Source organism: Caballeronia sp. 11_S32 (assembly GCF_056930355.1).
The window spans coordinates 290,220-310,679 of the sequence record NZ_JBXOWH010000003.1; the positions used below are offsets into that span (position 1 = coordinate 290,220).

Here is a 20,460-nt window from a genome sequence, read left to right on the forward strand (position 1 = left end):
CGATTGGTCCGGCACTTCGATTATTCAGGTTAGCGGCATACCTCTTTAAAAGTTTAGGGTCGCGCGATGAAAAATGTATGTGGTGCGCCGTCCCCAGAAACGTAAAACGTTTGCTGCCGTGCAAGGTCCGAACATACGCGCTTTCCGCACGCCGCAAAAGGCGCGCGCGATGCCTTCTTTAGCAAGAAGCCGGCCGCAAACATCCGCTGATTGCGTGGATACCGCAGCGCGCCGCTTCGTCAGACGATCTGACGCATGATAGAAATGAGCTTCTTCGCGTATTGCGGGTCGGTCGCGTAGCCCGCCTTCTGCATGCCGTGCGCGAAGCCCGCGACATCGCGCGAAGCCTGGATCACCGGCGCATAGCGCGGATTGTTCTTGATGACGCTCGCGTAATCAGTGAGCGCTTCCTCGTACGAATCGTAGGCGCGGAACTTCTCGACGACCTTCTGCGGCCGGCCGTTCACATACTCGGTCGTGACCGAATCGACGGTCTTGCCGCCCCAGTCCTTCGTCGCCTTGATGCCGAAGATGTTGTGGCTCGTCGCACCATTCGAATGCTTGATCTCGCGCTTGCCCCAGCCGGATTCGAGCGCCGCCTGACCGATGATGAAGCGCGCCGGAATGCCCGTCGCCGCGCTCGCGGCCTGCGCCGGCACGGCGAGGCGATCGACGAACGCGTTGACCTTGTCCGAACCGTTGCCGCGCACGGGCGGCTCGAGCGAATCCGCTGCGGAATAGCCCTTGCCCGCGAGCGACGCGTTGCTCTTGCTGGCCTGCGCCGCCGCGTAGGCCTTCGCCATCGCGTTCATCGCGGCGAGGTTGCCCGCGTTCGCTTCGAGGTCGCCGCCGCCGCCCGACATGCCGCCGAGCGCCTGCATCGCGTTCATCGCGCCGGCGCCGCCCGAGGCGTTCGCGCCGGCCTGCGCGCCCGAATTGCGCATCAGTTGCTTGAGCATCATGTCCGCGACGCCAATGCCCTTCGACGACATCTGCTGCGACAACTGTTGATCGAGCATCGACGTGAACGACTTCGTATCGTTCGATTCGAACGGGCTGTCCGAAGGCGTCGCGTCACGCATGCTCTTCAGCATCATCTGCGTGAAGACGGCGTCGAACTGCTTCGCGGCTTCCTTCAGTCCTTGTTGCGGATTCGCGCCCGCCTGCGCGCGCAATGCATCGAAGCCCTGAGTGTCGAGCGCGAAACGGTTCGACAGGTTCGACAAGCCGCTCGTCGTATCGGTCGATGCCAACGCGGTGCTGGCGATGCCGGTCGTGTTCGAGTTCATGAGCCTTCGTTCCTTAGATGATTTCGAGGTCTGCGCGCAGCGCGCCCGCGGCCTTCATCGACTGAAGGATCGAGATGAGATCCGCCGGCGTCGCGCCGAGCGCGTTGAGCGCCTTCACGACATCGGCGAGATTCGCGCCGGCGCTCAGCATCTTGAGCGCGCCGCTGTCCTGCTTCAGTTGAATCGACGATTCCTTCGCCGCCACCGTCTGGCCGTTCGAGAACGCGCCCGGCTGGCTTACGGCCGTCTTCGTGTTGATGACGACCGAGAGATTGCCGTGGGCGACCGCGCAATTCTGCAGCGTGACCATCTGATTCATCACGATGGAGCCCGTGCGCGCATTCAGAATCACCTTCGCGGCGGCCTGCGCCGGACGCACGTCGATGTTCTGCAGTTGCGCCATGAACGACACCTGCTCGCTCGCGTCCTGCGGCGCGCGCAACTGGATGGTGCGGCCGTCGAGCGCGAGCGCCGTGCCCATGCCGAACTGGTTGTTCACCGCCGCGACGATGCGCTGCGTGGTGTCGAAGTCCATCTCGCGCAGTTCCATCTGCATGACGCCGCCCTGCTGCTGCAACGCCGACGGCACCGCGCGCTCGACGATCGCGCCGCCCGAGATACGTCCCACCGCGAGCTGGTTCACCTGTACCTTGCTGCCGTTCGCGCTCGCGCCCGCGCCGCCGACGACGAGGTTGCCCTGCGCCATCGCGTACACCTGGCCGTCGGCGCCCTTGAGCGGCGACATGAGCAGCGTGCCGCCGCGCAGGCTCTTCGCGTTGCCGAGCGACGAAACCGTCACGTCGATCGCTTCGCCCGGGCGCGCGAACGGCGGCAGCGTCGCCGTGACCATCACGGCGGCGACGTTCTTCAACTGCATGTTCTGCGTCGTCGCCGAGTTCACCGTGATGCCGAGGTTGCCGAGCATGTTGGTGAGCGACTGCGTCGTGAACGGCGTTTGCATCGTCTGGTCGCCGGTGCCGTCGAGACCGACGACGAGACCGTAGCCGATCAGCGGATTGTCACGCACGCCCTGGAACGAGACGAGGTCTTTCAGGCGCTCGGCGCGCGCATGCGGCGCAGTGCTGATTGCAACCAGCGCGGCTGCGAGCGAGAAGGAAAGGAAACGAAGAAGCGGATTCATGATCAGAACGGCGCGACGTTGAGGAAGAAGCGCTGCAGCCAGCCCATGTTCTGCGCTTCATCGATATAACCCTTCGCCGAGTATTCGATCTTCGCGTCGGCGACTTGCGTGGAGAACACGGTGTTGCTGCCCGAGATCGTCGTCGGATTGACGACGCCCGAGAAGCGCACGAATTCGTTGCCCTGGTTGATGAGCATCTGCTTTTCGCCGCTCACCATCAGGTTGCCGTTGGGCAGGACCTCCGTGACGGTGACGGTCAGCGTGCCGCTGAAGGTGTTGGCCGCGCTCGCGCCGCCCGTCGCGGTGAACTTGTTCGCACCGTTCGCGGACAGGTTCGTGTTGTTGAACAGACCACCGAAGATGCCCGGCGTCGTCGGCACCGCGAACGAGCCATTGCCCGCGCGGTTGGTATTCGCCTGCGACGACTTCGTCGCGTTGACGTTTTCCGAGATCACGATGGTCAGGATGTCGCCCACGTTGCGCGGACGCTGGTCTTCGAAGAGCGGCCGGCCGGCATAGCCCGCGTTGTAGATCGCGCCGGGCGAACGCGTGCCGACGGGCGGCTGCGGCGGACGCGCGGTCATCGGCTGCTGGACGATCGGCTCTTTCGGAATGAGGCCGCACGCGGCGAGCGCTGCAACGAGCGCGGCCAGCGAAGCGCGCGAGAGGATTCGGGTAGGCGACATCTTGGTGACTCTGGTTAAGCGTGACTTCAAACCTGCATCTGCGAGAGCGTCTGCAGCATCTGGTCGGACGTGGTCACGGCCTTGCTGTTGATCTCGTATGCGCGCTGGGTCTGGATCATGTTGACCAGCTCCTGCACGACGTTCACGTTGGACGCTTCCACATAACCCTGCTGCAGCGAGCCCGCGCCGTTCAGGCCCGGCTGCGACACGTTCGGCGCGCCCGAGCTGCCCGTTTCGGAGAACAGGTTTTCGCCGCGCGCTTCGAGACCGGCCGGGTTGATGAAGGTCGCGAGCTGGATCGCGCCGACCGTCGTGCTGGCGGTGCTGCCCTGCTGCGTGATCGACACCGTGCCGTCCGAACCGATCGTGATCGACGTCGCGTTTTGCGGAATCGTGATCGCAGGGTTCAGCTGATAGCCGCTCGACGTGACGAGCTGGCCTTGCGCGTTGGTCTGGAACGAGCCGTCGCGCGTGTAGGACGTCGTGCCGTCGGGCATCGTCACCTGGAAGAAGCCCTGGCCGTTGATCGCAACATCCTTCGAGTTGCCCGTCTGCTGCAGGTTGCCCTGCGTGTAGAGGCGCTCGGTCGCGACCTGCTGCACGCCGGTGCCGAGCTGCACGCCCGATGCGAGCTCGGTCTGCTGCGTCGAGTTCGCGCCCGGCTGGCGCGTGGTCTGATACAGCAGATCCTCGAACACCGCGCGCGAGCCCTTGAAGCCGTTCGTGCTCACGTTGGCGAGGTTGTTCGAGATGGTGTCCATCTGCGCCTGCTGCGCATTCATGCCGGTCGCGGCGATATAGAGAGAGCGATTCATGTTCTTTCGTTTCCTGTATGGCTTGCGTGCGCCGCTTAGGAGAAGTTGAGCAGCTTGTTGGCCGACTGTTCGTTCTGATCCGCCGATTCCATCAGCTTCGTCTGCATCTGGAACTGGCGCGCGTTGGTGATCATCGAGACCATCGCGGCGACCGGATTCACGTTGCTGCCTTCGAGCGCGCCGCCGGCCACGACGACGCTCGGGTCCGCGTCGGCGGGGTCGCCGCTTGCGGTGCGAAAGAGGCCGTCGTCGCCGCGCGTGAGCGTCGCCGGGTCGGGGTTCACGAGCTTCAGTTGATCGACCACGGCGATCGCCGTCGGCGGGTCGCCTGGAATCAGCGCGGAGATCGTGCCGTCTTTCCCGATAGTGACTTCCGCGCCCGGCGGAATCGACAGCGGACCGCCGCCGCCCAGCACCGGCAGGTTGTTCGCCGTGACGAGCTGGCCGTTCTGATCGACGTGCAGGTTGCCCGCGCGCGTGTACGCCTCGCTGCCGTCCGCCGCCTGCACGGACAGCCAGCCGGGGCCCTGAATCGCGACATCGAGCGGATTGCCGGTTTGTTGCACCGGGCCCGCCGAGTAATCCGCATTCGGCGTCGACGAGAGCACGAAGGTGCGCGTCGTGCCATCGGCGGACTGGTTCTCGAACGACATCGGCACCTGGCGGAACGCCGCGAGCTGCGCCTTGAAGCCCGTGGTCGACGTGTTCGCGAGGTTGTTCGCCACGACGGCCTGCTGCTCGAGCGCCTGGCTGGCGCCGGTCATCGCGGTGTAGATCAGACGGTCCATGAATCGCTTCCTTCTTCCCTGATGCGTCTATTTCGCGTGCGAACGGTGCTTACAGATTGATCAGCGTCTGATCGACCGTCTGCTGCGTCTTGATCGTTTGCGCGTTCGCCTGATAGTTGCGCTGCGCGGTGATCAGATTCACGAGCTCGCTCGTCAGATCCACGTTGGAGTTCTCCACCGCGCCGCCTTGCAGCGTGCCGTGGTTGGTCGAACCGGGCACCGACACTTGCGCCGCGCCCGAAGCCGCGGTCTGCGCGTACACGTTGCCGCCGAGGTTCTGCAGGCCGTTCTGGTTGTTGAAGTTGGCGATCGCGATCTGGCCGAGTGCCTTGGTTTCGCCGTTCGAGTAGTTGCCCGTCAGCATGCCGTCGGTGCCGACCGTGAAGCCCGTCAGCTCGCCCGTGCTGTTGCCGTCCTGATGCAGGTTCGTGAGGCCGCTCTTCGCGCCGTACTGCGTCGTGCCGGAAAGATCGAGCGTCAGCGATTGCGTCGCGCCGGCCGTCGCGCTGGCGCCGTCCGGAATCGTGAACGTGAAGGTCTTGCCCGAGGTCATGTTGCCCGACGAATCGAACGTGACCGGGCCGAGATCCGTCTTGCCCGCGACGGGGTCGCCATAGCTCGCGAACGCTTCCCACGTGTTCGTGCTCGACTTCGTGAAGTACACCGACACCTTCTGCGTGCCGCCGAGCGAGTCGTACACATCCACGGACGTCGACGCGTTGTACGTGTTGCCGTTGGTCGGATCGAAATCGGCCGCGGCCTTCACGTCGTCCTGCGAGTTCAGGTTGAACGCGGCGGTGATCTTCTTCGTGGCCGTCGGCGCGATGTTCGCGGTCGGCACCGTCAGCGGCACCGTGCTCGCGCTGTTGACGACGCCGCCCGAATCCGCCGCATAGCCCATCAGTTGCAGGCCCGCCGAGTTGACGATCTTGCCGCTGTCATCGAGATGGAACACGCCGTTGCGGGAGTACACGATCGAGCCGTTGTTCGACAGCTGATAGAAGCCGTTGCCGTTGATCGCGACATCGAGCGCCTGGTTGGTCGTCGTGATCGTGCCTTGCGAGAACTGCTGCTGCACTTCGGCGAGACGCGTGCCGATGCCGATCTGGTTGCTGACGGCCGTGGCCATCGAGTTCGCGTACATGTCGGCGAACTGCGCCGCGCCCTGCTTGAAGCCGACCGTGTTCGCGTTCGCGATGTTGTTGCCGATGACGTCGAGGTCGCTCGATGCGGCGCCCAGACCGCTCAGTGCTTGTTGGTAGCTCATGTGTTTCTCTCCAGCGAGACCGCGCTCGCCCTAAAGGAATGGGGAATCAGAGAATCGAAGCGACGCTCGTCAGCGCAACCGTCGAGCCGTTCGCGAGCTTGAGGCCCGGCGCGCCGCCCGACATCTGCACGACGCTCTGCACCTGCGAAGCCGAGAGCGTCGTCGCGGTCGCCTGCTGGCCGTTGATCGTGCCTTGCGCGGTGATCGTGTAGCTGCCGTCGGCGAGCGTGTTGCCCTTCGAGTCGACCGGCTTCCAACCCGTCACCGGCACGACGCCCGCGCCTTGCGCACCGAGATCGAGCGTGTTGACGATCTGGCCCGACGAATTCTTCACGACGATCTGCAGGTCGCTGACATCGTTCGCGAGCTGCACGCCGAAGCTCGACGACGCGCCGCTCGACACCGTCATCGCATTGCCCGGCGCGAGCACGTTCGAGCCGATGAGCAGCGCGGCCTGCGTCTGCTGCCCGGCGGAAAGCTGCGTCGCGAGCGAGGACAGCGACGTGTTCAACTGGCCGATGCCCGTCACCGTGTTGATCTGCGCGAGCTGCGAGGTCATCTGCGAGCTGTCGGCGGGGTTGGTCGGGTCCTGGTTCTTCAGTTGCGTCACGAGCAGCGTGAGGAACGTGTTCTGCAGATCCGACGCCGATTGCGCGCCGGTCGCCGAGGTCGACGAACTGGTCGCGCTTTTCGACGCGCCGTTCATCGTGTCGAGCAGGGTCTGCGACACAGTCGTGCCGTTGCTGCCGATGGTTGTGCTGGAGGAGCTCACGTTGGGTTCCTTGAATGTCTCTATCAGGTTCCGATGGTCAAAGTCTTGAGCATCAGTTGCTTGGCGGTATTGAGCGTTTCGACGTTCGCCTGATAGGAACGCGACGCGGAAATCATGTTGACCATCTCCTGCACCGGGTCGACGTTGGGCAGCGTCACGTAGCCGTCCGCGTTCGCCGCGGGATTGCTCGGGTCGTAGCTGGTTTTCATCGGGCTCGGATCGTCGATCACGCCCGTCACCTGAACGCCGCCGACCTGCTGGCCCGACGAGGTGCGCGCGCCGCCGAGCGGGTCGACCGCGAACACGACCTGCTTCGCCTTGTACGGCTGGCCGTCCGGGCCGGTCGTGCTGTCCGCGTTCGCGAGGTTCGACGCGGTGACGTTCAGGCGCTGCGCCTGCGCGGACATCGCCGAGCCGGCGACGTTGAAGATGTTCATCAGGGAAGGCATACGTTCTCGCTTCTTTAACTGTTGGACGTGATCGCCGAGAGCATCGACTTGATCTGCGAGCTCAGCACCGTCATGCCCGCCTCGAAGTGCAGCGCGTTGTCCGCGAACTGCACGCGCTCGGCGTCGAGATCGACCGTATTGCCGTCGAGCGACGGCTGGCTCGGCACGCGGTAGCCGAGCTTGCCGTAGTCGTCGCTCGGGCCGCCCGACGCTGCAAGCGTCGACGTGCCGCTCATGTGGCCCTTGGCCGTCGTGGCCATGCCGCCGCTCGCGCTCACGCTGACGGGCTGCGCCATCTTGAGCGTCGTGTTATTGGATGCGCCGCCGCCCTGCTTGAGCGCACCCGCGAGCGCGCTCGAGAAATCGACGTCGCGCGCCTTGTAGCCGGGCGTGTCGGCGTTGGCGATGTTCGACGACAGCAATTCCTGCCGATACGCGCGCACATCGAGCGCCTCACGGCCAAAGGCGAATTCCTTGTCGAGTCTGTCTAGCATTGCGGTTTCTCCTGTCGGCAGCGCCGAGGCCTTTTTGCATGACACGCATCTTAGGAGCGGCGCGCAATAACTAATCCGACGAATAACCGGGAAACGGGGCCTCTATTCGACGCTTGCCCGCGCCAGCCGATATCTAGAATTCGTTTCGTGGCCGATGGCGGGTTTGTTTTGCGCGATCGGCACGCCGGAAACGCCGCGATGTTCGCGGCTCGATCGAATCAGGTACGGAGAAAAGTGATGAGCAGGTCCGCGAAGCGTGCATCGAACCCTACGGCTCGCGCCGCAGCGACGTTCGCGCGCCGCACGCTGCGCGGCCTGGCCGGCGTGTCGCTTTTCCTGAGCGTCGGGGCAAGCGCGTATGCGCAGCAGGCTGACGGCCCGATCGTCATTCCCGGCAACGCGGAAACCAATCCCGCCGCCGCAGCCGATATGGCGAAGAGCCTGGGTGCGCCGGTTTCGCGCGCACCGGCTGCCGTGTCGGCGATGCCCGCGCCTGAGATCGCGCGCCCGAGCGGCTATCGCGCCGCGACGAAAGCCGCCGACGCCGCGATGCGCAACGCCGCGCTCGAACTGGAAGCCCGCGCCGACGCCGCCGACGATTCCATGAACGACGCGAACGGGATGATCGTGATTCCCGGTCCGGGCGAAGCGAAGCCCGTTCGTGCCGCCGCGCCGGTTGCGCCGGTTGCGGCGCCCGCGCTTGCGAAAGTCCCCGCCGCTTCGGCTTCGCGCGATGTGACGCCCGTCGTCGTCACGCGCGACGATGGCATCGCCCGCAACGCCAATGCAAAGCCTGTCGCGGCCAGCCCCGCGACGCCCGTCGCCGCCGCGTCGCCGATGCGGCGTGTCAGCTTCAATCCCGCTGCCGCAACCGCCGCCGCTCCGGCCGCCGCCGCGTTGCCGCAAGCGCCCGGCACGCCCGCCGCGATGCAGGACGGTGAATCGATCCGCCTCGTCGCGCTGAATTTTCTCCAGCAGCAAGCCGCAGGTTTGCCCGGCAAGGTCGAGATCACCGTCACGCCCGTATTTCCGCGCGGCCTCGCCGCCTGCTCCTCGCTCGATCCCTTCATGCCGACCGGCGCGCGCCTCTGGGGCCGCATGACGGTCGGCGTGCGCTGTGTCGGCGAGCGTCCGTGGACGCTGTACGTCCAGGCACGCGTGTCGATCAACGCCACTTACTATTCGGCCGCGCGCGCCATCGCGCCGGGCGAAGTGCTGAGCAACGCCGATCTGATCGCCCGCGACGGCGATATCACCGCGATGCCGCAAGCCATCGTCACCGATCCGGCGCAGGCCGTCGGCGCGGTCGCCCTGTCGCGCGTGCCCGCCGGCCTGCCGCTGCGCACCGACATGCTGCGCGCGGCGAGCTCGGTGGCGATAGGCCAGAACGTGCGCGTGGTCGCAGGCGGGTCCGGCTTCTCGATTTCGGCCGAAGGCACTGCGATGAACAACGCCGCGCCCGGCCAGCAGGTTCGTGTAAAGACCGCCGGCGGCCAGATCATCACCGGCATCGTGAAGGACGCTCAGACGGTGGAAGTGTCGCTGTAAATGGCGAAGTGTTCGGTCCCCCACGTTTGTTTCATTTTGTTGCAAATGCGCTCGAAGCCCGTCACATAAGGCTTTCATAGCGATGAGCACGCCGATCGGCAGTTGGCTGTTCCCCGGCAGGGTAAAGTTTTCAAGCACCCTCGCCGATAAAGGACTCAACACGTTCGGGAATGGACATCGTGAAGATCGAATCGAATAGCAACACCACGCTGGCAGGCCTTCAAGACAACCTGCAACGCGCGTCGCAAAGCGACGCCAAGGGTGCCGCGAGCACCGTGCAATCAGGCGCGAGCCCGGCGCAGAATTCGACGGTGAGCCTGTCGCCGCTGTCGAGCGACCTGCGCGCATCGAACGGCTCTGACATCGATACGGCGAAAGTCGAATCGATCAAGGCCGCGATCCGCGACGGCAGCCTGAAGATGGATACGAGCAAGATCGCCGACGGCATTCTGAGCACTGCCCGCGACCTGCTGCAAACGAGAACCCCGCCGACCGGCGGCTGAACGCAGTGAACCGGCTGCGCCTGCAGGAAGCAGGCGCGCGGCAGGCGGCGTTCATCGCACCGGGCGGCTTTTTGAAACCGCTTCTGCTTTATGAGCGATGCAATGAGAGACGCCCTGCTTGCCACCGTCACCGAAGAAGTCGCCGCTGTTCAGGCATTCGAATCCCTCCTCGTCGATGAGGAAAAAGCGCTGATCGCCGCGCAGCCGCTTCCGGCGCTGCCCGGGATCGTCGAGAACAAGACCGCGCTCACCGAACGCATCTCGGCGCTCGAAAAAGCGCGCGACGAACAGTTGAACGCGCTCGGATTCCCCGGCGGATTCGTCGGCATGGAAGCCGCCGTGGCCAGCGACGGCGCCCTCGCCGAGCAATGGGCGCTGCTCACCGCCGCCGCCCGCCGCGCGAAACAGGGCAACAACAACAACGGCGTGCTGATCAGAACGCGCATGGAATACAACCGCAAGGCGCTCGCCGCCTTGCAGGTCGCGCCGTCGAAGGCCGGGTTCTACGGCCCGGACGGCCGCGTGCCGGGCGCCTGATCGCCCCGACGCTTCATCGACAAAGCGGCGCGTACTTCTTGCGAGGCACGCGCCGCTTTCGTTTCCCGCGCTTTCATCTAGCGAATAACCCCCTTTTCACCGGCCTTATCCGTCGATGGCCGCTCGACGCCTTCCGCAATAATCGCTTTCATCAAAAAGCGGCTTCGCGCCGCTTGCATGTGGAAACGATGCAAGGAACGGAGTAAGGCCCGGTGGCAGAAGAAAGCGATCTCGAAAAAACCGAATCAGCCACTCCCAAGCGCCTGGAAAAGGCGCGGGAGGAAGGCCAGGTTGCGCGTTCACGCGAGCTCGCGTCTTTCGCGCTGCTCGCGGCGGGATTTTTCGGCGTGTGGGGTCTGTCGGGTCCGATCAGCCAGCATTTGCAGTCGATTTTGCGCGGCGCCTTCACCTTCGATCACGCGACCGTGCTCGACACGCGCCAGATGATGATCGGCGCGGCCAACGCGGGCAAGGAAGGATTGTTCGCGGTGCTGCCGGTGCTGGTGCTCACGGGATTCGCCGCGCTCGCCGCGCCGATGGCGCTGGGCGGCTGGCTCATCACGACCAAGCCGCTCGCGCCGAACTTCGGGCGGCTCAATCCGATCAGCGGCCTCGGCAAGATTTTCTCCGTGCAAGGGCCGGTTCAGCTCGGCATGTCGATGTTGAAAACGATCGTCGTCGGCGGCATGGCGGGATCGGCAATCTGGAGCCGCAAGGCCGAAGTGCTCGGCCTGCTGACGAAGCCGCTCGATCTGGCGCTCGCCGATGCGATGCACCTGATCTTCGTGTGCTGCGGCATGGCGATCGGCGGGCTGTTTCTCGTCGCGGCCGTCGATGTGCCGTATCAGCTCTACTCGCACGCAAAGAAGCTGCGCATGAGCAAGGAAGAAGTGAAGCGCGAGCACAAGGAAAGCGAAGGCGACCCGCACATCAAGGGCAAGATCCGCCAGCAGCAGCGTGCGGCCGCGCGTCGCCGGATGATGCAGGCGATTCCGACCGCCGATGTCATCGTCACGAACCCGACGCACTTCGCCGTCGCGCTCAAGTACACCGATGGTCAGATGCGCGCGCCGAAGGTCGTCGCGAAAGGCGTGAATCTGGTCGCGGCGCGCATCCGCGAACTCGGACGCGAGCACAACGTGCCGCTGCTCGAAGCGCCGCCGCTGGCGCGCGCGCTGTATCACAACGTCGAGATCGACCGCGAGATTCCGGGCGCGCTCTACGGCGCGGTCGCGCAGGTGCTGGCGTGGGTCTACCAGCTCAAGCGCTACAAGGAAGACGGCGGTATCGAGCCGGAAGAACCGTCCGATCTCGACGTCCCGAAAGAACTCGACAAAGGCGGCGTTTCCGACGCCGATGCCGACCAGGAAGCCGCGGAGGCCCTGGCTGGCGACAACACTGACAAGGGAGCCGCAGCATGAACGCGCGCGCTGGATTTTTCGCCAAACGGCCCGACGCGCTGGGCACGCAGAACTTGCGAGCCCTCGCCGGCCCGATCCTGATCTGCATGATCCTGGGCATGATGATCCTGCCCTTGCCGTCGTTCCTGCTCGACTTGCTGTTCACCTTCAACATCGCGCTGTCGGTGATGGTGCTGCTCGTCAGCATGTACACGCAAAAGCCGCTCGATTTCGCAGCGTTCCCGAGCGTGCTGCTGTTCTCGACGCTGCTGCGGCTTTCGCTGAACGTCGCGTCGACGCGTATCGTGCTGCTCGAAGGCCACACCGGCCCCGATGCCGCGGGTCAGGTGATCGAATCGTTCGGCCACTTTCTCGTCGGCGGGAATTTCGCGGTCGGTATCGTCGTGTTCGTGATTCTGATGATCATCAACTTCATGGTCATCACGAAGGGCGCGGGACGTATCGCGGAAGTGGGCGCGCGCTTCACGCTCGATGCGATGCCCGGCAAGCAGATGGCCATCGACGCCGATCTGAACGCCGGTCTTATCAACGAGGAAACCGCGAAGAAGCGCCGTCTGGGCGTCGCGCAGGAAGCCGAGTTCTACGGCTCGATGGACGGTGCGAGCAAGTTCGTGCGCGGCGATGCGATCGCGGGCTTGCTGATCATGGTGATCAACGTGGTGGGCGGGCTGATCGTCGGCATGCTCCAGCACGACATGGACTTCGCGCACGCGGCGACCAATTACACGCTGCTGACCATCGGCGACGGCCTCGTCGCGCAAATTCCGTCGCTCATCATCTCGACGGCGGCGGGCGTGATCGTGTCGCGGGTCGCGACCGAGGAAGACATCGGCACGCAACTGACCGGCCAGTTGTTTCAGAACCCGCGCGTGCTGATGATCACGGGCGTGATCATCGGCATCATGGGTTTGATTCCGGGCATGCCGCACTTCGCGTTCATCCTGCTCGGCGGCGGTCTCATCTACGCCGCGCGCACGATGAACAAGCGCGCCGAGGCAAAGAAGAAGAGCGCCGTCACCGATGTCACGCCGCTCGCGGCAAGCGCCGCAGCTGCGTCGGCGGAGAATGCGGAGGCGAGCTGGGAGGATGTGTCGCTCATCGATCCGCTCGGGCTGGAAGTGGGCTATCGCCTGATTCCGCTCGTCGACCGCAACAGCGACGGCGAGTTGCTCAAGCGCATCAAGGGCATCCGCAAGAAGTTCGCGCAGGAAATCGGCTTTTTGCCGCCGGTCATTCACATTCGCGACAATCTCGAACTGCGGCCGAATGGGTATCGCATTGCGCTGAAGGGCGTGGAAGTAGGCGTCGGCGAGGCGTTTCCGGGGCAGTGGCTCGCGATCAATCCGGGGCAGGTTTCGGCCGCGCTGCCCGGCAACCAGACGACTGACCCGGCGTTCGGCCTGCCCGCCGTGTGGATCGATACGAATCTGCGCGAACAGGCTCAGGTCTACGGCTACACCGTGGTCGATGCAAGCACGGTCGTTGCGACGCATTTGAACCATCTCGTCGTGACGCATGCGGCCGAGCTGCTCGGACGTCAGGAAGTGCAGGCGCTGCTGGAGCGAATCGGCAAGGACACGCCTTCGCTCACGGACGATCTCGTGCCGAAGGTGCTGTCGCTCACTACGCTGCAGAAGGTGCTGCAAAATCTGCTCGACGAAAGCGTGCCGATCCGCGATATGCGCACGATCCTCGACGCGCTGCAGGAACACGCACCGCGCATGTCCGATCCGCACGATCTCACGGCGGCGGTGCGTCTCGCGCTGGGTCGCGCGATCACGCAGCAGTGGTATCCGGGCACCGACGACTTGCAGGTGATGGGCCTCGATCCGACGCTGGAGCGTGTGCTGTCGCAGGCGTTGTCGACGGGCGCGAATCCGGGGCTGGAGCCTGGGCTCGCGCAGACGCTGATGAATTCGACGCAGAACGCGATCATGCGTCAGCAGAATCTGGGCTTGCCGCCGGTGTTGCTGGTGCAGCATTCGCTGCGGGCGATGCTGGCTCGCTTTCTCCGGAGAAGTCTGCCGCAGTTGAAGGTGCTGTCGTACGCGGAAGTGCCGGATACGCGGAATGTGAAGGTGGTGAATCTGATTGGGGCGTGATTACGCCCGCGCCGGTTCCGCGTCATGCTCCGATGAATCGGAGATATAGAGCCTGACGGCATTGCCTTCCATGTCCAGCTCCGCCTTCGCGAGAAAGCGGAGCGGATCGGCTGAAGCCATCGCCTGCACGTAACGGTTGTTCGGTCGATTGAAGAGCGGATCGATCACCAACGCGGGGATGCGTGCGGTGTCTCCATCCAGCGTGACTCTGCACGCGCCGGTTGACATGTCGAACTCCGAGATCACGCCGACGTATGGCGTGCTCTCGGATATCACGGTGTCCGCGCTCCCGAACGCGCGCTTGTGATCCGCGCTCAGGGTCAAGAAGCGGTCTCCCTCGGTATAGAGATCGATTCGACTGCACGAGCGCTCGATTGGGCTAAGCGCCTGGCGTGCCGCGGGATGCAAGGCGTCGGCGAGTTTGTCGAACATGCTTACCATCTTGTCCACGGTGTTCGTCAGCATCGCGAGACTATCTCGATTGTTCTGCAAAGACTTTTGTAGTGCTTCGTTCAAGTATTTCATTTGACCTTGCTCGCGTCGGGAGAATACATACTGAACCACGACAGCAAGAACGGCCCCGAACGCGCCAGACCACAGTTCCTTGCTAGTCGCCATGCTTTTCACCATTGCCAGAACTTCGAAGCACCGATGTTCTGCGACCGGAGAACAAACCACACGGACATCGAGCGCTTCGAGATGCGTGTTGAGTTCGCCCGTCAGCAAGGCATTGGAGCACAACGCGAAGATGCGTGCTAAGCCCTGAATGGACTGTCCAAGCTGATTCAGATCTATCTCATGCGATGCGGCATCGTTGCCTTCGTATCGCACGCTGATGGTGGAGAGACAGTGCCACTTCGCGATTTCGAAGACTTCAACCATTGCTTGTTCCCTTCGATGACTAATGTCGTCATCCTAAGCAATGGATTCGACGCCGGTAATCGGCCGAATGGACGTCTTGCGCCGCCCCTCGGCCCGATATAAGCGCCTCAACACTCCACAATATTCACCGCCAGCCCGCCACGCGAAGTCTCTTTATATTTGGTCTTCATATCCGCGCCGGTCTCCCTCATGGTCTTGATGACCGAATCGAGCGAAACATAGTGCGAACCATCGCCGCGCATCGCCATGCGCGCGGCGTTGACGGCCTTCACCGATCCCATCGCGTTGCGCTCGATGCACGGAATCTGCACCATCCCGCCGACCGGATCGCACGTCAGCCCGAGGTTATGCTCCATGCCGATCTCCGCGGCATTCTCGACTTGCGCGGGCGTCCCGCCGAGCACGGCGGCCAACGCGCCCGCCGCCATCGAACAGGCAACGCCCACCTCGCCCTGACATCCCACTTCCGCGCCGGAGATGGACGCATTCATCTTGTACAGAATGCCGATCGCCGCCGCAGTCAGCAGAAAATCGATCACGCCCTGCGTGTTCGATCCCGGCACGAACCGGTCGTAGTAATGCAGCACAGCCGGAATGATGCCCGCCGCGCCGTTGGTCGGCGCCGTCACGACTCGCCCGCCGATAGCGTTCTCTTCGTTCACGGCGATCGCATAGAGATTGATCCAGTCGATCATCGAAAGCGGATCGCGCAGCGCGTGCTCCGGCTTGCCCGCCAGCGCCTTGTATAACTGCGGCGCGCGGCGCTTGACCTGAAACGGCCCCGGCAAGTGCCCTTCCGCGTCCGGATTGTTGATGCCGCACCCACGCGCGACGCAGTCCTGCATCACATCCCAGATGTGCAAAAGCCCGGTGCGGATTTCATCCTCGCTGCGCCAGACGCGCTCGTTTTCCCACATCAGCTGCGCGATGGATTTGCCCGATTCCGCGCACATCTTCATCAGCTCGTCGCCGGTGTGGAACGGATACGGCAACTGCTCGTGCGCCGTCAGCACCGCCGTGTTCGCCGCGCCCGCCGTCACGACAAAGCCGCCGCCCACCGACAGATACGTCGCTTCGCGCAGCAACGCGCCGTTGGCATCGAACGCATACAGCTTCATGCCGTTCGGATGCTCCGGCAACGCCTGCCGATAGAACGCGATGTTCTCTTTGATCGTGAACGGAATATCGCGCGTGCCGAGCAGCGCGAGCGTCTTCGAGCTACGCACGGCCTCCAGGCGCGGAACGATGCTCGATGCATCGACGGTATCGGGCGCGTCGCCCATCAGGCCGAGCATCACGCCGCGGTCGGTGCCGTGGCCCTTGCCCGTCGCGCCGAGCGAGCCGTACAGCTCGCATTTCACCGATGCCGCCGAGTCCAGCAGCCCGTCGCGCTCGAGCCCTTGCGCGAACATCAATGCCGCGCGCATCGGTCCGACGGTGTGCGAGCTCGAAGGTCCGATGCCGATCTTGAAGAGGTCGAATACGCTGACTGCCATGATTGCTCCTGTCGACCCGAATCGGCACTTCAGCGCTTGCCCGGGTCTCGTACAAAGTTGCTCGTAAGAATCAACGCGCCGGCAGCGGCAGACACACCGCGAGCCACGCGGGCGGCGTCGGTGCGAGCCGCAAGGCGACCGGCGCGTAGCGGCCATCGAGACGGGCCGCAAGATGAAAGAGTTCCGCCGAGTTCTTCGGATCCCATTGACCCGAAAATCCCGGCAATCCGGCCTCGCGGCGCTTGGCGTCGAAAGGCACCGACGAGCGCACGAACTCATTATGCGTCTTCGTGCCGAGCGCGTACGGCGTGAGCCAGTTGAGCGCTTCGGCAAGGGTCGCGCCCGACTGGGCGCGCTCCGGCAGCCAGTTGCGGTTATGCCGTCGCGCGGCGAGCGCCGCCGTCACGAGCGGTTGAAGATCGTAGGTGACGTAGCGCAGCGCATCGCGTTCGGCGAAATCGACTGTTGATCCATCTGGCGCGATGTTGTCGCCGATATGCTCGACGAACAGCCGCTGCGCCGCGTTGATGAGCTTGCGGTCGTCGATGGTGAACGCGCCCATCGCCACCAGCTTCACGCGATGGCTCTGCCAGTTGTTCCGATAATTGCCCGTGAGCGGACGCGGTTGCTGGTCCATATCGGCGATATAGCCTTTCACCATCTTCGCGATGAACGCGTTCGCCGCATTGCGCGTCTTCACCGGCAAGGCGCTCGCCGTGAGGTCGTACGCGAGAATCAGCGATTCGAAGTTCGTCTCGTCGATGGGGTTGAAGCTCGGCTGGTAAGTGGTCGTCCACGCGAACAGGAAGCGGTCGACGAGCCGCAAATAGCGCTCGTCGCCTGTGGCTCGCCACGCGAGCGCCGCATCGCGCATCAGGCCGAGGTCTTTCTCCGCTTCGACGCTCTCGTCGTAAATGCCTTCGTGCGGCAGCGTGCCCTCGGTATGCAGCTTCGCGCGCGCCTTCGGCTGGTCGTTCACGTGTGATTGCACCATCTTCACCAGCGCTTTCACGCCGGGATCGGCGTTGGTGCGTTCGCTCGTCTGCATCGCGGGCGCGGCGCAGAAATTCATCGCCGCGTGAGCGCATGACATGCCGAACGCCAACAGCGCGGCCAGCGCCGTGCGCGTCCTGAAACGGCTCTTGTTCACCTCTCGCACCTTCCGCGCCATGCGAACTCCTTGATTGGCTTTGGTCCGGGGTGAGATGTTAGCCGGTCTGACGCGCGCCGCGATACCGCCCGACAATGCTTTACGCTTCCTTCATTGCCGGGCGGCGTGCTTCCTTATTCCGCGTAGTCGGAAATCGGCACGCACGAGCACATCAGGTTGCGATCGCCGTACGCGTTGTCCGCGCGGCCGACCGGCGACCAGTACTTGCGCGTCACGAGCGACTTCACCGGGTACGCCGCCGCTTCGCGCGTGTACTTGTGCGTCCACTCGTCCGAAGTGACGACGGCCGCCGTGTGCGGCGCGTTCTTCAGCACGTTGTCCTCGCGATCGGCGCGGCCTTCTTCCACCGCGCGGATTTCCTCGCGGATCGCGATCATCGCGTCGATGAAGCGGTCGAGCTCTTCCTTCGATTCCGATTCCGTCGGTTCGACCATCAGCGTGCCCGGCACGGGGAAGCTCATCGTCGGCGCGTGGAAGCCGTAGTCGATCAGGCGCTTCGCGACGTCGTCCACCGAGATGCCGCTCGATTCCTTGATCGGCCGCACGTCGAGAATGCACTCGTGCGCGACAAGCCCGCCCGGGCCGCTGTACAGCACCGGATAGTGCGGCGCGAGGCGCTTGGCGACATAGTTCGCCGCGAGAATCGCGCTTTCAGTGGCGGCGGTGAGGCCTTGCGCGCCCATCATCGCGATGTACATCCACGAGATCGGCAGGATCGCGGCCGAGCCGTACGGCGCCGACGACACTGCGCCGATGCCCGCTTCGTCGCGCTTGTAGCCGCTGGAGACCTGATTCGGCAGGAACTTCGCCAGATGCGCGCCGACCGCGACCGGACCAACGCCCGGTCCGCCGCCGCCGTGCGGAATGCAGAAGGTCTTGTGCAAGTTCAGATGCGAGACGTCGCCGCCGAACTGGCCGGGCGCGCAGAGACCGACCATCGCGTTCATGTTCGCGCCGTCGACATACACCTGGCCGCCGTGCGAATGCACGATGTCGCAGATTTCGCGGACATTGCGCTCGAACACACCGTGCGTGGACGGATACGTGATCATGATCGCCGCGAGGTTCGCCGAATGCTTTTCGGCCTTCGCCTTCAGGTCTTCGATATCGACGTTGCCGTTCGCATCGCACGCGACGACGACGACCTGCATGGCCGCCATCTGCGCCGACGCCGGATTCGTGCCGTGCGCGGACGCCGGAATCAGACACACATTGCGATGTCCTTCGCCGCGCGACTCGTGATACGCGTGAATGATGAGCAGGCCCGCGTACTCGCCCTGCGAACCGGCGTTCGGCTGCAAGGAAACCGCCGCGTAACCCGTGCACGCGACCAGCATCTGTTCGAGCTGATCGATCATCGTGCGATAGCCGAGTGTCTGCTCGGCGGGCGCAAACGGGTGAATCTGCGCGAACTCGGGCCACGTCACCGGCAGCATTTCAGAGGTCGCGTTGAGCTTCATCGTGCAGGAGCCGAGCGGGATCATCGTGCGGTCGAGCGCGAGGTCCTTGTCGGCGAGGCTGCGCAGATAGCGCAGCATTTCGTGCTCGGAGTGATGGCGGTTGAAGACCGGATGCGTCAGGTATTCGCTCGTGCGATGCAGTTCGGCCGGCAGCGAATCGGGCGCGGCCTGGTCGAGCGCGTCGATATCGAAGGTTTCGGTCTTGCCCGCCACTTCTGCGAACAGCGCGAAGAGCTTGAGCAGATCGTCGCGCGTGGTGGTTTCATCGAGCGATACGCCAACTTGCGTCGCGCTCACGTGGCGCAGGTTGATGTGCGCGGCGTGCGCGGCCTGATGCAGCGCGGTCGTGTTCGAGCCGCTGTCGATGGTGACCGTATCGAAGAACGTTTCGTTGGCGATCGTGTAGCCGAGCTTGCGCAGACCCGCCGCGAACACCGACGCGACGCGGTTCACACGCAATGCGATCGTCTTCAGGCCGCGCGGGCCGTGATAGACGGCGTACATGCTCGCCATGATCGCGAGCAGCGCCTGCGCCGTGCAGACGTTCGACGTCGCCTTTTCGCGGCGAATATGCTGTTCGCGCGTCTGCAGCGCGAGACGCAGCGCGGAATTGCCTTGCGCATCGACGGTCACGCCGACGAGACGACCCGGCATCTGGCGCTTGAATTCATCGCGCACGGCCATGTAAGCCGCGTGCGGGCCGCCGAAGCCGACCGGCACGCCAAAGCGCTGCGTATTGCCGATCGCGACATCCGCGCCCCATTCGCCCGGCGGCGTGATGAGCGTCAGTGCGAGCAGATCCGCCGCCGCGACGACATGGCCGCCCGCCGCGTGAATCGCTTCGGTCAGGGCGCGATAGTCGAGCACGTCGCCTTGCGCGCCGGGATATTGCAGCAGCACGCCGAACGCGTTCGCGCTCGCGGCATCCGCGGCCGGGCCGACCTTCACCTCGATGCCCGCCGGCTTCGCGCGCGTCTTCACCACTTCGATGGTCTGCGGCAGCACGTCATCCGCGACGTAGAAGACGTTCGACTTCGGCTTGCCGACACGTTGCAGCAGCGTCATTGCTTCAGCGGCGGCAGTGGCTTCGTCGAGCAGCGACGCGTTCGCCATCGCGAGGCCCGTCAGGTCCATCACCATCTGCTGGAAGTTCAGGAGCGCTTCGAGGCGCCCTTGCGAAATCTCCGGCTGATACGGCGTGTATGCCGTGTACCACGCCGGATTTTCCAGCACGTTGCGCAGGATCACGGCCGGCGTGTGCGTGCCGTAGTAACCCTGGCCGATATAAGTCCGAAACACCAGGTTCTCGTCCGCGAGCTTGCGCAGCGACGCGAGCGCTTCCGCCTCGCTCTTCGGCTGCGTGAACGCGCCGAGCGGCAGCGTTTCCTTGCGGCGGATCGATTCAGGAATCACCGCGTCGATGAAGGCCGCGCGCGATGCGAAGCCGAGCGCGTCGAGCATCGCGCGCTGGTCTGCTTCGTCGGGGCCGATGTGCCGCTCGGCGAATGCATCGTGGCATTCGAGCGCGGCGAGTGACAGGGAGGTGCGGTTCATCAGGCGATCCGGGTGTTCGAGCTTCATGTGAATTCCTGCGAATGGCGGCACCTTCGTTGCGGGAAGGAACCGCCTTCGTCGATTG

The 20,460-nt window shown here is 64.3% G+C and carries 18 protein-coding genes; 5 read left to right on the top strand and 13 right to left on the bottom strand.

Features of this window, described 5'->3' with window-relative positions; genetic code table 11:
- Positions 1–239 precede the first annotated feature (239 nt).
- The 9 genes from flgJ to flgB form a co-directional block, all read right to left on the bottom strand.
- Entirely contained in the window at positions 240–1,289 is a 1,050-nt protein-coding gene (gene flgJ / locus AC1Z32_RS12955) for a flagellar assembly peptidoglycan hydrolase FlgJ (RefSeq protein WP_483479049.1), read from the bottom strand.
- Between the two features lie 13 nt (positions 1,290–1,302).
- The gene (locus AC1Z32_RS12960) at positions 1,303–2,430 is read right to left on the bottom strand and encodes a flagellar basal body P-ring protein FlgI (RefSeq protein WP_483479050.1); all 1,128 of its coding nucleotides are present in this window, start codon (positions 2,428–2,430) and stop codon (positions 1,303–1,305) included.
- Positions 2,431–2,432: 2 nt separating this feature from the next.
- The gene (locus tag AC1Z32_RS12965; protein WP_483479051.1) at positions 2,433–3,116 is read right to left on the bottom strand and encodes a flagellar basal body L-ring protein FlgH; all 684 of its coding nucleotides are present in this window, start codon (positions 3,114–3,116) and stop codon (positions 2,433–2,435) included.
- Positions 3,117–3,142: 26 nt separating this feature from the next.
- Positions 3,143–3,931 (bottom strand): flagellar basal-body rod protein FlgG, encoded by a 789-nt coding sequence (flgG, locus tag AC1Z32_RS12970; protein WP_483479052.1) that lies wholly within the window; start codon positions 3,929–3,931, stop codon positions 3,143–3,145.
- A 35-nt stretch (positions 3,932–3,966) separates the two neighbouring features.
- A complete protein-coding gene (gene flgF, locus AC1Z32_RS12975; protein WP_062601631.1) occupies positions 3,967–4,719 on the bottom strand; it encodes a flagellar basal-body rod protein FlgF in 753 nt (250 codons plus the stop codon).
- Positions 4,720–4,768: 49 nt separating this feature from the next.
- Positions 4,769–5,986 (bottom strand): flagellar hook protein FlgE, encoded by a 1,218-nt coding sequence (gene flgE, locus AC1Z32_RS12980; RefSeq protein WP_062601630.1) that lies wholly within the window; start codon positions 5,984–5,986, stop codon positions 4,769–4,771.
- A gap of 46 nt (positions 5,987–6,032) precedes the next feature.
- Positions 6,033–6,692, bottom strand: coding sequence for a flagellar hook assembly protein FlgD (locus AC1Z32_RS12985; protein ID WP_483481617.1), 660 nt, complete (start codon positions 6,690–6,692; stop codon positions 6,033–6,035).
- A gap of 89 nt (positions 6,693–6,781) precedes the next feature.
- Positions 6,782–7,207: a flagellar basal body rod protein FlgC gene (gene flgC, locus AC1Z32_RS12990; RefSeq protein ID WP_483479053.1), complete on the bottom strand. Its 426-nt coding sequence runs from the start codon at positions 7,205–7,207 to the stop codon at positions 6,782–6,784.
- A gap of 14 nt (positions 7,208–7,221) precedes the next feature.
- Positions 7,222–7,701, bottom strand: coding sequence for a flagellar basal body rod protein FlgB (flgB, locus tag AC1Z32_RS12995; protein ID WP_483479054.1), 480 nt, complete (start codon positions 7,699–7,701; stop codon positions 7,222–7,224).
- Between the two features lie 237 nt (positions 7,702–7,938).
- On the opposite strand from flgB, the gene flgA reads away from it, so the two are divergent.
- From flgA to flhA, 5 genes are all read left to right on the top strand, one after another.
- The gene (gene flgA / locus AC1Z32_RS13000) at positions 7,939–9,249 is read left to right on the top strand and encodes a flagellar basal body P-ring formation chaperone FlgA (protein WP_483479055.1); all 1,311 of its coding nucleotides are present in this window, start codon (positions 7,939–7,941) and stop codon (positions 9,247–9,249) included.
- Between the two features lie 179 nt (positions 9,250–9,428).
- Complete coding sequence (gene flgM / locus AC1Z32_RS13005; protein ID WP_483479056.1) at positions 9,429–9,752, top strand: flagellar biosynthesis anti-sigma factor FlgM; 324 nt, start codon at positions 9,429–9,431, stop codon at positions 9,750–9,752.
- A 102-nt stretch (positions 9,753–9,854) separates the two neighbouring features.
- On the top strand, positions 9,855–10,289 hold the full coding sequence (locus AC1Z32_RS13010) for a flagella synthesis protein FlgN (RefSeq protein WP_483479057.1): 435 nt from the start codon (positions 9,855–9,857) through the stop codon (positions 10,287–10,289).
- A gap of 212 nt (positions 10,290–10,501) precedes the next feature.
- Positions 10,502–11,710 carry a flagellar biosynthesis protein FlhB gene (flhB, locus tag AC1Z32_RS13015; protein WP_483479058.1) on the top strand — a complete coding sequence of 403 codons (1,209 nt, stop codon included), beginning with the start codon at positions 10,502–10,504 and terminating at the stop codon, positions 11,708–11,710.
- The gene (gene flhA / locus AC1Z32_RS13020; protein ID WP_483479059.1) at positions 11,707–13,812 is read left to right on the top strand and encodes a flagellar biosynthesis protein FlhA; all 2,106 of its coding nucleotides are present in this window, start codon (positions 11,707–11,709) and stop codon (positions 13,810–13,812) included. The genes flhB and flhA overlap by 4 nt, the downstream gene beginning before the upstream one ends.
- Here flhA and AC1Z32_RS13025 read toward each other — a convergent pair whose 3' ends face one another.
- From AC1Z32_RS13025 to gcvP, 4 genes are all read right to left on the bottom strand, one after another.
- The gene (locus AC1Z32_RS13025; RefSeq protein WP_483479060.1) at positions 13,813–14,643 is read right to left on the bottom strand and encodes a DUF7946 domain-containing protein; all 831 of its coding nucleotides are present in this window, start codon (positions 14,641–14,643) and stop codon (positions 13,813–13,815) included.
- A 158-nt stretch (positions 14,644–14,801) separates the two neighbouring features.
- On the bottom strand, positions 14,802–16,190 hold the full coding sequence (locus AC1Z32_RS13030; protein WP_483479061.1) for an L-serine ammonia-lyase: 1,389 nt from the start codon (positions 16,188–16,190) through the stop codon (positions 14,802–14,804).
- Positions 16,191–16,260: 70 nt separating this feature from the next.
- Positions 16,261–17,361, bottom strand: a complete 1,101-nt coding sequence (locus tag AC1Z32_RS13035) for an alginate lyase family protein (protein WP_483479062.1) — start codon at positions 17,359–17,361, stop codon at positions 16,261–16,263.
- 113 nt (positions 17,362–17,474) lie between these two features.
- Entirely contained in the window at positions 17,475–20,402 is a 2,928-nt protein-coding gene (gene gcvP, locus AC1Z32_RS13040; protein WP_483479063.1) for an aminomethyl-transferring glycine dehydrogenase, read from the bottom strand.
- Between the last annotated feature and the right edge of the window lie 58 nt (positions 20,403–20,460).